Annotated in this window: 14 protein-coding genes; 3 read left to right on the top strand and 11 right to left on the bottom strand. The window is 37.9% G+C overall.

The window, feature by feature from the left end:
* The 10 genes from gshA to FIT70_RS06335 are packed head-to-tail and all read right to left on the bottom strand — an operon-like array spanning window position 1 to window position 9,523.
* Window positions 1–1,296: a glutamate--cysteine ligase gene (gene gshA / locus FIT70_RS06380; protein WP_139884831.1), complete on the bottom strand. Its 1,296-nt coding sequence runs from the start codon at window positions 1,294–1,296 to the stop codon at window positions 1–3.
* Complete coding sequence (gene lipA, locus FIT70_RS06375; RefSeq protein WP_139931259.1) at window positions 1,297–2,250, bottom strand: lipoyl synthase; 954 nt, start codon at window positions 2,248–2,250, stop codon at window positions 1,297–1,299. It abuts the gene before it with no gap.
* Entirely contained in the window at window positions 2,247–2,861 is a 615-nt protein-coding gene (gene lipB / locus FIT70_RS06370) for a lipoyl(octanoyl) transferase LipB (RefSeq protein WP_139884827.1), read from the bottom strand. Before lipB ends, lipA begins: the two co-directional genes overlap by 4 nt.
* A 4-nt stretch (window positions 2,862–2,865) precedes the next feature.
* Window positions 2,866–3,144 (bottom strand): HP0495 family protein, encoded by a 279-nt coding sequence (locus tag FIT70_RS06365; RefSeq protein ID WP_139931257.1) that lies wholly within the window; start codon window positions 3,142–3,144, stop codon window positions 2,866–2,868.
* Complete coding sequence (locus tag FIT70_RS06360) at window positions 3,145–4,050, bottom strand: septal ring lytic transglycosylase RlpA family protein (RefSeq protein WP_139884825.1); 906 nt, start codon at window positions 4,048–4,050, stop codon at window positions 3,145–3,147. It abuts the gene before it with no gap.
* Window positions 4,050–5,147 (bottom strand): rod shape-determining protein RodA, encoded by a 1,098-nt coding sequence (gene rodA / locus FIT70_RS06355; RefSeq protein ID WP_139931255.1) that lies wholly within the window; start codon window positions 5,145–5,147, stop codon window positions 4,050–4,052. Before rodA ends, FIT70_RS06360 begins: the two co-directional genes overlap by 1 nt.
* 12 nt (window positions 5,148–5,159) lie before the next feature.
* Complete coding sequence (gene mrdA / locus FIT70_RS06350) at window positions 5,160–7,067, bottom strand: penicillin-binding protein 2 (protein WP_139931253.1); 1,908 nt, start codon at window positions 7,065–7,067, stop codon at window positions 5,160–5,162.
* Window positions 7,068–7,087: 20 nt separating this feature from the next.
* Window positions 7,088–7,552: a rod shape-determining protein MreD gene (gene mreD, locus FIT70_RS06345; protein ID WP_139931251.1), complete on the bottom strand. Its 465-nt coding sequence runs from the start codon at window positions 7,550–7,552 to the stop codon at window positions 7,088–7,090.
* On the bottom strand, window positions 7,536–8,423 hold the full coding sequence (mreC, locus tag FIT70_RS06340; RefSeq protein WP_139874896.1) for a rod shape-determining protein MreC: 888 nt from the start codon (window positions 8,421–8,423) through the stop codon (window positions 7,536–7,538). The genes mreD and mreC overlap by 17 nt, the downstream gene beginning before the upstream one ends.
* A 38-nt stretch (window positions 8,424–8,461) precedes the next feature.
* On the bottom strand, window positions 8,462–9,523 hold the full coding sequence (locus FIT70_RS06335) for a rod shape-determining protein (RefSeq protein WP_139868574.1): 1,062 nt from the start codon (window positions 9,521–9,523) through the stop codon (window positions 8,462–8,464).
* Between the two features lie 131 nt (window positions 9,524–9,654).
* On the opposite strand from FIT70_RS06335, the gene gatC reads away from it, so the two are divergent.
* Genes gatC through gatB form a run of 3 tightly spaced genes read left to right on the top strand, consistent with a single transcriptional unit; the run spans window position 9,655 to window position 12,829 of the window.
* Window positions 9,655–9,942, top strand: a complete 288-nt coding sequence (gene gatC / locus FIT70_RS06330) for an Asp-tRNA(Asn)/Glu-tRNA(Gln) amidotransferase subunit GatC (RefSeq protein ID WP_139874895.1) — start codon at window positions 9,655–9,657, stop codon at window positions 9,940–9,942.
* 2 nt (window positions 9,943–9,944) lie between these two features.
* Window positions 9,945–11,402 carry an Asp-tRNA(Asn)/Glu-tRNA(Gln) amidotransferase subunit GatA gene (gatA, locus tag FIT70_RS06325; protein WP_139931249.1) on the top strand — a complete coding sequence of 486 codons (1,458 nt, stop codon included), beginning with the start codon at window positions 9,945–9,947 and terminating at the stop codon, window positions 11,400–11,402.
* Window positions 11,399–12,829, top strand: a complete 1,431-nt coding sequence (gatB, locus tag FIT70_RS06320; RefSeq protein ID WP_139931247.1) for an Asp-tRNA(Asn)/Glu-tRNA(Gln) amidotransferase subunit GatB — start codon at window positions 11,399–11,401, stop codon at window positions 12,827–12,829. Before gatA ends, gatB begins: the two co-directional genes overlap by 4 nt.
* Here the strand turns inward: gatB and pyrE are convergent.
* On the bottom strand, window positions 12,826–13,470 hold the full coding sequence (gene pyrE / locus FIT70_RS06315) for an orotate phosphoribosyltransferase (RefSeq protein ID WP_139931245.1): 645 nt from the start codon (window positions 13,468–13,470) through the stop codon (window positions 12,826–12,828). The genes gatB and pyrE overlap by 4 nt on opposite strands.
* Window positions 13,471–13,492 lie beyond the last annotated feature (22 nt).

The following is a 13,492-nucleotide window of genomic DNA, read 5'->3' as shown; positions in this document are numbered from 1 at the left end:
TTATTGATTCATTGGATCATGCGTTTCGAGTTCAATGGATGCTGCAAGAAGTGCTAATCTTGCGATTACGCCATAAGCATAGAATCGATTGGGCGTTGAAAGTGGCGACTCATCTATCTCAGGTGTCGAGCAAGAAGTTTCGAAGGCTAAAGGTACAAAATGCATACCAGGCGCATTAAGATTTTCATCTTTACCACGTGTGGTGTGCACACGATAAAAACCACCAATAACAAAATGATCTATCATATAAACGACAGGCTCTGCGACTGCTTCGTTAATACATTCTTCAGAATAGACGCCTTCTTGAATAATCACTTCTGAAACTTCCAAGCCCTCTTTTACAACAGACATTTTATTTCGCGATTTTCGATTTAAATTTCTTAATTCGTCACCATGTTTCACTGTCATAATGCCCATACCATAAGTTCCAGCATCTGCTTTAACAATCACAAAGGGTTCATGCTCAATTTTATATTCTTTATATTTTGATTGAATCTTATTTAAGATTTGCTCTACTTTTGTCGCAAGTTCATCTTCGCCTTGTCTTGCATGAAAATCAATACCAGTTGCATGATCGAAATAAGGGTTTATAAGCCAGGGATCTACTTTAATAAATTCAGCGAATGATTTCACGACATCGTCGTAAGCTTTAAAGTGTTGCGATTTTCTCCGTGATGCCCATCCTGCATGAAGAGGGGGTATTAAATTTTGCTCAATATTTTTTAAGATATCAGGAATGCCAGCCGATAAATCATTATTTAATAATATGGCGCATGCATCAAAATTACCGAGTGTCTTGTTTTCAAGTACTAACCTATTTTTGATGCGCTTTAAAGGCTCTATAAGTAAAGACTTATTATTTTCAACTGCAATGGTTGTAGGTTCAGAAATGCTTGTATCTACACTACCAATGCGAACTTCTAGACCTGATTTTCTTAATATATTTTGTAATTCAAATAAATTTTTCAAGTAATAAATATTTCGTGTGTGATTTTCAGGAATAATTAAAAGGCGATGCGCTTCAGGACAAACTTTTTCAACTGCCACCATAGCCGCCTGAACAGAAAGTGATAAAAAGTCTGGATTTAAATTATTAAATCCTCCTGGGAAAAGGTTAGTGTCAACCGGCGCTAGTTTAAATCCTGCATTTCTTAAATCAACAGATGCGTAAAAGGGAGCTGCATGCTCTAGCCATTGAATGCGAAACCAATGTTCAATATTTGCCATTTCATGAATGAGATGTTTTTCTAATGAAAGAAGTGGCCCTGTGAGAGCAGTTTTTAAATGAGGAACCATTTAGTTTTGAGCCTCATGCGCTTGAATATCTGCGTGATAACTACTTCTAACCATGGGCGCACTCGCTATTGATGAAAATAACAACTGTTCTGCTTCTTCTTTTAAAGCATCAAATTCTTTTGGATCCACGTAACGATCCACAGGAAGATGGTGAGCGCTTGGCTGTAAATATTGTCCAAGGGTCAGCATTTCAACTTTGTGCGATCTTAAATCTTTCATCACTTCAATGATTTCACTATTTGTTTCACCCAGTCCCAGCATAAGTCCTGACTTCGTCGGGATATCGGGAAACTTCAATTTAAAATTTAATAGTAAATTCAGTGAGTGCTGATAGTCTGAACCTGGACGTGCTTTTTTATAAAGTCGTGGAATGGTCTCAAGGTTGTGATTAAAAACATCAGGTGGCATCAAGCTTAAAATATCGAGCGCTTTATCAAGGCGACCTCTAAAGTCCGGCACTAAAATTTCGATTTTAGTATTGGGTGAAGTGCTGCGAATCTCTTTAATACAATCGACAAAGTGTTGAGCGCCGCCATCGCGCAGATCATCTCGATCTACACTTGTAATCACAACGTATTTTAAATTAAGCTCGAGAATAGTTTGGGCTAATTTTTTGGGTTCATCTGCATCAGGGGGCAAAGGTCTGCCATGGCCAACATCACAAAATGGGCAGCGTCTTGTGCAAAGATCACCAAGAATCATAAATGTAGCAGTACCTTGACTAAAGCATTCGCCGATATTGGGGCAACTGGCTTCTTCACAAACGCTATGAAGATTATTTTTTCTTAAAATTGACTTAATTTCATTAAATCGCTGGCTTTGAGGTAGCTGCATTTTGATCCAATGCGGTTTGGCTTTGATAGGCGCTTCAATAATTTTGATAGGAATCTTAGAAGTTTTCTCAAAATTAATTTCTTTGACACCTATAGGTTTTGAAATATTAGGTTTTATCATTTTAAATTGAGTAGCTGATGTTTAATATCGTTCGCAATTTCAAAGCCTATAGCTTCAATCGATACATCATTTGTAAATGTTTTTAATTGTGTCATTTGTAAGTTTTTAAAGCCACAGGGATCAATCGCTTCAAAAGGAGACAAATCCATATCAATATTCATGCTTAAACCATGATATGAAGCATGATTTTTGATACGCAATCCTAATGAAGCAATTTTTTTATGTTCAATATAGACTCCAGGGGCTTCTATTTTAGCATTGGCTTTGATATCACGACGGGATAAAAAACTCACAATACTTTTTTCGATTAAAGTCACAAAAGATCTAATGGTGAGTTGATAGCGCTTAAGATCGATAAGTGGATAAATGATGAGCTGACCTCGGCCGTGATACGTAATTTTTCCACCTCGATCAACAGGAAGAACTGAAATATCAGTTCTTAAAGGCTTTTTAAAATCTTTTCGATTTAAACCCAATGTATAAATAGCCTCATGTTCCGTAATCCATATTTCATCTTGCGTGGAATCAACTCTGTTGGAAGTAAACATTTTCATTTTATTCCAAGTAGATTCATAAGGTGTGACACCAAGATATTTCACATTGATCGACATAAATCTAGAGAACGACTTTAATCATTGGGTGCGTTGAAAGTGATCGGTAGATGTCATCTAATTCCGGCTTGTTTGTAACATAAACAAAGCATGTAAGACTGATATAACGACCTTCACTACTTCCTTTCATCTCGATTGTGCTCGGATCAAAGCTACCATTTTTTTGTTTAATGATTTCAATGACCGTAGATGTAAATTCATCATGGACTTCTCCCATCACTTTAATCGGGAAATGACATGGAAACTCAATCAGGGTTTCTGGTGGCATATGATTATCGGACATTTAATTCTTTTCTTTAGTTACTACAAAAATACTAATTTTTATTTTTGCTTTAATAAGATTTGCGATGTTATTTGCTTCATCTTTCGAAGTAAAAGGCCCAATGACTACATGAAATAAATCTTCTGAAAATTGTTTTTTAAATGGCGGTGTATTTTCTAGCCCCATATCTGACAGTTGTTTTAATAAAAGGTCTGCATTTTTTTCATTTTTAAAAGCCCCTGCTTGAATATAAAGCGGTTCATCTGAAATTGGAACATCAGCTAGCTTTGTTTGAGGCGCTACCACATCTTTTTCTTTTATTTTTTCATTAACGAGATCAGACGTTTTTTTGAGCGCATTAAATTGTCTTGGGTCAATAAGTTCCACTTCTACAGGACCACTACCTTTGTCAGACAATCGTAATTTGTAAGCTGCGGCAAATGATAAATCGATGACACGATTTTTTTTAAATGGACCGCGATCATTAATTCTGACAATCACGCTTTTATTATTTTCAGTATTTGTGACTCGCACATAACATGGAATAGGAAGTGTAGTGTGGGCGCCCGTCATGCCATACATGTCATAGACTTCACCGATCGATGTTTTTTTGCCGTGATAGCGCTTACCGTACCAAGAAGCGACACCCTGCTCTTTATATGGGTAGAAAGAAGTCATCGGGACATACTTGGCATCGAGTGCAATATAAGGTTGATTCGCGCGCCCATGAAAGGGCTCTACTTTTGGTGCTGCATCAGGAATTGCATCAATATCTCCAGGAGGATTATCACCTGGACCATCATCGAGGTAATAGCCACCACCTTTTTTTAAAGGCACAGGCAGAGAATCATTCTTGAAAGAAGGAACGCTTGCACAACCTGTTAAGAGAGAGAGGAGGAGAAAACCAAGAAAATAGACTCTAAACATTAAGATGACCCTACAAGTTCTTTATGTGAATGCACACTCATTAATATACCAAAGCTAATTAAAATAATCGTCATAGATGTGCCGCCAAAACTAATGAGAGGCAAAGGTACGCCCACCACGGGCATGATGCCACTTACCATCGCAATATTGATAAAGATATATGTAAAGAAAGTAAGCCCAATGTTGGCGGCTAGAAGTCGTGTAAATGTATTTTTGGCCTGTGAGGCTATCATGAGGCTCCGACCAATAATGAGCCCATAAAGACCTAAAAGTAATAAGTTGCCCAAAAGACCAAATTCTTCACTAAAGATTGCAAAAATAAAATCGGTGGTTCGTTCGGGTAAGAAATCAAGTTGACCTTGTGAACCATTAAGCCAGCCTTTACCAATCAGTCCTCCTGACCCCATGGCAATAGAAGATTGAATTGTGTGATAGCCAGACCCCAATGGATCTTGGCTTGGATCTAATAAAATGAGCACTCGATTTTTCTGGTAATCATGTAAATGAGTCCAAATAAAAGGTGTTAAAGAAAAAAGACCGATGCCACCTCCTACAATAAATTTCCAATTTAGGCCGGCTAAAAAAAGAATATAAAAACCTGACGCGGCAATTAAGAGTCCTGTGCCCAAATCAGGCTGATTGATAATAAGGATGACGGGCAAAATAAAAAAAAGTGAGGCAATGACATAATCGATCGCGTGCCGTTTATTTTCTCTTTTAGAAAGATACCAAGCCATGGCAATAGGCACAGCAATACGCATAATTTCAGAGGGCTGCATTTTAAATAACCCTAAATTTAACCAGCGTTTAGCACCATGACTCGATTGTCCAAAAAACATGACACCAAAAAGAAGCAACAAACCTGCGATATAAATAGGCAGTGCTAATTTCTGAAAATATTTAGGATGTATCTTCGCTGTGACCCAAAGCAATATAAAACCCAGCCCAATATAAAAAAGCTGATTAAGCACCAAGATAATATTTCGCCCTGAAGCGCTGTAAAGCGTAAAAAGACCAACCACTAAGGCTGAGCTAATAAAGACCATTAAAGTAGAGTCAATATTTTTTTGTAGTCGGAGAAGTAAACGTTCTAACATAGTGATCTTATTTTAATCATGATATTCAGATTCAAGTGAGGCTGCTTTATTATTTTCTTTGCTTACAGTTATTTTTTTAAGCAAATAATAATCCATCAGTTTTCTTGCAATTGGTCCCGCTGTTGATCCACCATGGCCACCATTTTCAACAATAATTGCAACTGCAATTGTAGGATCTTCTGCAGGCGCATAAGCAATAAAAAGTGCATGGTCTCTATGTCTTTCATTCATGCGATTAGGATCATATTTTTGATTTCGCTTCATCTCAACCACTTGGGCGGTTCCTGTTTTAGCTGCCATTTTATATGACGCACCAGCACCCACGCTTGCAGCAGTTCCGCCGGGCTCTGTTACATTCATCATACCTTCTTTAACGAGCGCTAAATTCTCAGGCTTGAAATGTAGCTCTCGAATAATTTTATTTTTAAACGTTTCTATTTTGCCAGTTTGATTATTTTTTATCGATTGGATAAGCCTTGGCTGGATCATCAATCCGCCGTTAGCGATTGTTGCCACTGCCTGAGCGAGCTGCATAGGAGTGACGAGTGTATAGCCTTGACCAATACTGGTAATGACAGTTTCACCTAAATACCAAGGTTGTTTATATCGTTTTTGTTTCCATTCAGGTGAAGGTAATAGGCCTGCATTTTCACCAAACATATCAATGTGGGTAGTCTCACCAAAGCCAAAGCGCGATAGAAATTCAGATAATTTTTTAATACCTAATTCGATACCTAGCCCATAAAAAAATGTATCGCACGAGATAGTAATTGCCATCACCATATCCACAACGCCATGCCCGTAAGGTTTCCAGTCTTTGTAAGTATGGCCAGAGTTAGGCAGTGTAAAGAAGCCCGGGTCGTTAATATTAAAAGGCGGTTTACGAATGTCATTTTCTAACGCAGCTAATGCGACAAAAGGTTTGATGGTAGACCCTGGAGGATACAAACCATTAATAGCACGATTAAGCATAGGCTTGTCTAATGACTCATTCAGTACCTTCCATTCATCTACATCAATACCACCTACAAATTGATTGGGATCAAAATTAGGACGACTTACAAATGCAAGTACTTCGCCATTCTTCGGATTTAAAGCGACGAGTGCACCCCGGTATTTATTAAATGCATTTTCAGCAATCTCTTGTAAGTTTGAATCGATCGATAATGTAATGGCGTCACCCTCAATAGAAGGTGTGCTATTTAAAATACGAATTGAATTTCCATTGGCATCAATTTCAACTTCTTGGAATCCAGTGGTGCCATGAAGTTTAGCTTCATAATATTTTTCAATACCAAGCTTGCCTATAGAGTCAGTGCCTTTATAGTTTTGTTGCCAGCCTAATTTCTTAATGATCTCTTTATCCTCTTCATTGATCCTATTAATATGACCAATAAGATGGGACGCAAAAGCTCCTTTAGGATAGCGCCTAAACAACCTGGATTTAATTTCTACCCCTTCAAATTGTAATTTATTTGCAGCAAATCTCGCCGCCTCAGTTTCTGATAAATGCGTTCTGATAGGAATACTATCTAGAGAAGAACTCTCTTTTAAAATTTTTTTGAATTGTTTTAAATCACCGGCACTAAATTCGACGATAGGTTTTAAATTATCAATAGTTTTGTTGAGATTGCTGACTTTAGAAGGCGTAATTTCTAGACTGTAAACAAAATAGTTGTCTGCCATGACAATACCATTTCGATCGAGTATCAGTCCTCGATTTGGAACATTTGGAATCACAGCAATACGATTATTTTCTGATAAGCCTTTGTAAAAATCATATTTAAAAATTTGAAGGTAAAAAAAGCGCCCAGCGATAGCTAAAAAAGCAATGGATATCAAAGCTGTAAGGAGCGCTAATCTTCGCTTAAATAAATAGCGCGACTTATAAATATTTTGACTATTTTTAGTATAAGACATCTTAAGATAGCCTTATATCTTTATCGATCTAATTTAAAAAATCTAAATTTAGAGAGCGCATGCCAAATGAAAACAGCTGTGATACTTTGAAGATAATAACTCAGTCCTGGATAGTGAAGATCGTGCGTGAGATTAATAATCAGCATAATAATTTGAGCGCTTAAAAATATTAAGAAAATATAAAGCAATTTTTGATGCTTATTGTTTAGCATGATTTTATTTATGAAATATTGCGCAATAAAATAACAAGATGCATAAGTAAGAGCATGCTGCCCTAGAAGATCCCCTATAAAAATATCCGTGATCAGCCCTACAAGCCAAAATGTTGAGATAGACACTGTATTAGGATTTTTAAAAAACCAGAATATGAGTGTAAGTAGAATAAAATCAGGCGTTAAATCAGTATTAAAAATATTAATATGAATGAGATTAATCATCGATGCGATGATTAAAGAAATAAAAAACAATTTATTTTTTTTGATCATTTTTTGGAGTCACTGCATGATTTGCAATTTTGTTAATAGGCTTCACCACAAGGACATGGCTGTGATTGCGAATCTCCGACATCGGCTTACAAATAATTTTTGCAAAAGGCAGCTTAGGGTCATTAATAATTTCTAATACTTCTGCGACGATAATACCCTCCGGGTAGATCGTATCAATCCCTGATGTTTTTAAAATATCTCCTTTAATGACATCGACACTATTGGGTAAGTATGGAAGTGAAATCGTTTCGTTTTGCCCATTACCGCTTGTAATCGCTCTTAAACCGTTTCTTTGTATTTGAATAGGCACAGACATTTTTTTATCAACAATAAGCGTCACTTCACTCGTTTCAGGAAAAACACTGCTGATTTGTCCTACAAGACCCAATGCATTAATGACAGGCTGACCTGCTTGAAAGTCTTTATTCTGGCCGCCATCTATAATAATTTTTTGACTAAAAGGATCAAAGCGGGAATAAATAATACTGACAGCTTCAGTTTTAAATTTATACGCATTTTTTACCTCGAGTAAATTTTTTAATTGATTATTTTCTTGATCTATAAAATCTAAGCGTTGAAGATCAGCCTTCAGGCTATCTATATTGAGTTTTAATGTTTCATTTTCATGAATCAAACGAGATTGATTGGAAAAGTACTCTGTTGTGAAATGGTATATATCGCTTGGCAGGTTGAGCAATGAATGAAAAGGCTTGGTGAACACATTCGTTACTTGCCTAATATTTTTTAAATAATGAAAACGAAAATCCACACCCATTAATACAATCGATATGAATATGAGTAACAATAATTTGGATAAAAGTGAGGGGCCTTTATTAAAAAGCTTAGATGAATGTTGATGAGATTTAATCATTAAGCTTTAACTATTAATGAAGTAGCAAAAAACAAAAATTATTCGTGAGCAAATACGGTCGAGAATTGATCGAGTGATTCAAGTGCCTTACCGCAGCCCCTGGCAACGCAAGTGAGAGGGTCATCCGCAGTGACAACAGGAATGCCTGTTTCTTCCATAAGTAAGCGATCGAGATTTCTTAATAGGGCACCACCACCGGTTAGTACCATGCCATTATCAGCAATATCAGCACCCAATTCAGGTGGTGTTTGTTCAAGTGCAGATTTCACAGCACTCACAATGGCATTTAAAGGCTCTTGGAGGGCCTCTAGAATTTCATTGCTATTAATTTTGAGTCGACGAGGGAGTCCTTCAGCAAGATTTCGACCCGTCACTTCGAGCTCTAAAATTTCAGACATCGGGAATGCAGTACCAATTTTTTTCTTAATCATTTCGGCCGTAGGGTCAGAAATCAATGTGCCATAATTTCGTCTCAAGTAATCAATAATAGCTTGATCAATTTTGTCGCCACCCACACGTTCAGATTTGGCGTACACAATACCGCCCAATGAAATAATACCGACTTCAGTTGTGCCACCGCCCACGTCAATCACCATGGATCCTGTCGCTTCGCTGATTGGAAGTCCTGCACCAATAGCGGCTGCCATAGGCTCTTCAATTAGAAACACTTGCTTAGCACCCGCTCTTTCAGCAGATTCTCTAATAGCTCTTCGCTCCACTTGAGTTGCACCGTAAGGGACGCAAATAATAATGCGTGGGCTTGGCACAAACCATCTTGTGTCATGCACTTTTGCAATAAAAAACTTAATCATGTCTTCAGTAATATTGAAGTCAGCAATCACTCCATCTTTCATTGGACGAATCGCTTGAATATTTTGAGGTGATCGACCTAACATCGTTTTAGCTTCGATGCCGACTGCTAATAAAGATTTTTTGCTATATGGACCATTAGGACCATCTTCATGACGAATCGCTACAACAGAAGGCTCGTCTAAAACAATACCTTTGCCTCTAATGTAGATCAGTGTGTTTGCAGTGCCCAAGTCGATGGCAATATCATTCGCCATAAATTGATCAAAACTGAATATTTTTTTAAGCATGTTTATCGTTAGAATTTCTTTAAAAAAGTGGCGCTTCAAACCCAAGAAAGGTCAATAGAATCAGGGTATAATACATGATATTGATCAATAAATTAACAGCTTTTCTCTAGAAAAACAGGAATTCTATTTGTATGTCGATTACACATGACGAAATCAAAAAAATTGCCCATTTAGCACGCATCAAAATTACGGAAGACGAGGCGGATGCGACGATTAAAAAATTATCAGGCATATTAAATCTTATTGAAGATATGAAAAAGGTGGACACGACTAATATTTCCCCTATGTCTCATAGCCAATCGGTTACCCAAAGACTCCGTGAAGATATTGTCACAGAAACAAATCAAAGAGAAAAATTACAAAAAATAGCGCCAGAAGTAAGTGGGGGCTTATATATTGTGCCTCAGGTGATTGAGTAATCATGCAAGACTGGAGCATTAAAGAACTCTCAAGCCTTTTGAGAGAGAAGAAAACATCAAGTGTCGAAATCACGACAGACTATCTTGCCAGTATTAAAAAAAAGAACCCCGAGATTAATGCGTTTATTACAGTCGATGAAAATCGGTCGATAGCCCAAGCTAAGCTTGCAGATGAAAGAATTCAAAAAGGTGAAGGGGATGCCCTCACAGGTGTCCCTATTGCGCAAAAAGATATTTTTTGTGCAGAAGATTGGCTTACCACTTGCGGTTCCAAGATGCTTCATAATTTTATAGCGCCTTATGACGCCACGGTCGTGAAGAAATTTAACGAGGCGGGCGCTGTTAATCTAGGCAAAACTAACATGGATGAATTCGCTATGGGTTCATCGAATGAAACATCTTATTTTGGTGCTGTTAAAAACCCTTGGGATCTCTCACGAGTTCCCGGAGGAAGTTCGGGGGGGAGTGCAGCAGCGATTGCATCTCGCATGTGCCCTGGCGCTACGGCAACAGATACAGGAGGCTCTATTAGGCAGCCAGCTTCCTTATGTGGACTCACAGGTTTAAAACCAACTTATGGATTAGTGTCTCGCTACGGCATGATTGCGTTTGCATCAAGCCTAGATCAAGCAGGCCCGATGTCAAAATCATCCGAAGATTGCGCCATGATGTTGAATGTGATGGCAGGCTTTGACCCCAAAGACTCTACATCGATTGATCACAAGAAAGAAGATTACACAAAAAATATTGATCAGCCGATTGAGGGCTTAAAAATTGGATTGCCTAAAGAATATTTTGCTGAAGGTTTGGACGGCGACGTTGCAAAGTTGATTGAAGCCGCGATTAATCAATACAAAAAATTAGGTGCCACGATTGTGGATGTGAGCTTGCCTAATACCAATCTATCAATCCCTGTCTATTATGTTTTAGCACCTGCTGAAGCATCAAGTAATTTATCGCGTTACGACGGTGTCCGTTATGGTCATCGCACAAGTCAATATGATGATTTAATGGATATGTATTCTAAGACTCGCCAAGAAGGATTTGGGGAAGAAGTGAAACGTCGTATCTTAATAGGTACTTATGTATTAAGTGCAGGTTATTACGATGCATATTATTTAAAGGCGCAACAAATACGCCATCTTATTTCTGAAGACTTTAAAAAAGCTTTTCAATCATGCGATGTCATTATGGGACCTACTGCACCATCGACTGCTTTTAAAGCAAATGAAAAAATTGATGATCCAGTGACGATGTATCTGCAAGATATTTACACCATTGCGACGAACCTTGCAGGGCTTCCGGGTATGAGTATTCCTGCAGGCTTTGTCAATAAACTACCAGTAGGCTTGCAAATTATTGGTAATTATTTTGATGAAGCACGTATGTTAAATGTAGCGCATCAATTCCAAAAAGCAACTGATTGGCATAAAGCCATGCCCGAAGGAGCGCTTTCATGAGTTGGGATGTTGTGATTGGTATTGAAACGCATGTACAACTTCAAACCAAAACCAAAATTTTTTCAGGCGCATCGACTGCATTTGGAGCGGAACCCAATACGCAAGCTTGCGTGTTATCGATTGCACTTCCAGGAACACTACCCGTCTTAAATCATGAGGCAGTCCAATGTGCTATTAAATTTGGCTTAGCAACGAATGCTGAAATAGCATCAAGATCTATTTTCGCCCGTAAAAATTATTTTTATCCAGATTTGCCTAAAGGCTACCAAATTAGTCAATATGAATTACCTGTGGTTGGCAAAGGATCGCTTGAAATTGAAGTAGGCGAGATTAAAAAAACAGTGCGCATTACCCGAGCGCATCTAGAGGAAGACGCAGGCAAATCATCCCATGGTGCTGTTGAAAACGGCACAGGCATTGATTTAAATCGTGCAGGAACACCCCTTTTAGAGATTGTGTCTGAACCTGATATGACTTCGGCCGCTGAAGCTGTGGCGTATGCAAAAAAATTACATGAACTCGTTCAATGGATAGGAATTTGTGATGGCAATATGCAAGAGGGAAGTTTCCGATGCGATATTAATGTTTCTGTAAAGCGAAAAGGCACGGATAAATTAGGCACACGTCGCGAAATTAAAAATTTGAATTCATTTAAATTTATTGAGCAAGCCATTCATTATGAAACGCAATGGCAAATTGAGATGTTAGAAGAAGGAAAAACGATTCAACAAGCAACTGTCCTCTTCAATCCTGAAACAGGTGAAACAAAAGCGATGCGATCTAAAGAAGAAGCGAATGATTATCGTTATTTCCCTGACCCTGATCTCTTACCATTAGAAATTTCCGATGAGAAAATTAGTCAAATTAAAGCGGGCATGAGTGAATTGCCTCATCTCATGAAAGCCAGATTAGAAAGTGATTACCAATTATCATCTTATGATGCTTTAGGCATTACGAGTGATAAGCATGTCGCAGACTATTTCTTTGCGACATTAAAAGAAGGGGCTGAGCCTAAACAAATTGCCAATTGGATTTTAGGACAATTATTTTCTAAACTGAATGAACATAGTTTATCGATTGAACATTCACCGATTAAGCCTGAAGTATTAAGTTTACTTTTGAAACGTATTCAAGATGGCACCATTTCGAATAATGGCGCTAAACAACTTTTTGAAAAGTTATGGATGAGTCCTGATCTTCAAATTGATGTATTAATTGAGTCAGAAGGATTAAAACAAGTTTCAGACAGCGGCCTTATTGAAACGATGATCGATGAAGTCTTAAAAAATAATCAAGCCATGGTAGATGAATATCGATCAGGCAAAGAAAAAGCCTTTAACGCGCTTGTGGGGCAAATTATGAAAGCATCTAAAGGTAAGGCAAACCCAGGTCAGGTGAATGACTTGCTTAAGAAAAAATTAAGCTAAGCTTTAATACCATATACTTTTTGATAATCGCGCATGGCGTTGATATGAGATGCGTAAGTTTCGTGATGCTCGATATAAAGCATGATTTCTTGTAAAGAAGTGAGATGACAGACAGGCAAATGATGTGTCTCTATTATTTCCTCAACCGCTGATAATAATCCAGTACCTTTTTCTTCTCGATCAATCGAAATCGCAATGCCCGAAGGTTTGGCACCCTCTTCTAAAATAAGATTCACTGATTCATTCACAGAAGTTCCTGCAGAGATCACGTCATCAACAATGAGAACGCGCCCTTTTAATGGAGTGCCAATAATAACGCCCCCTTCACCATGATCTTTTTTTTCTTTGCGATTGAATGCAAAAGGGATATTACGGCCCAGGCTCGCAAATGCAATGACAATAGACGACACCAATGGGATACCTTTATAAGCTGGACCATAGAGCATATCAAATGGAATCTCAGAGGCTTCAATAGATTTAGCATAAAACATACCAAGCTTCATTAAGCTTTCACCGTCATTAAAGAGGCCTGTATTAAAAAAGTAAGGACTTAGACGACCGGCTTTAGTTTTGAACTGACCAAATTGTAAAACCTGTTTTTTTAGGGCAAATTCGATAAACTCTTGACTTGAATGATCCATAGATAAATCGGTAGAGATGAAT

The organism is Candidatus Methylopumilus universalis (genome assembly GCF_006364435.1).
Classification (GTDB): domain Bacteria; phylum Pseudomonadota; class Gammaproteobacteria; order Burkholderiales; family Methylophilaceae; genus Methylopumilus; species Methylopumilus universalis.
Note: the sequence above shows the minus strand (reverse complement) of the source record. Positions and strands in the feature narration are given on the sequence as shown.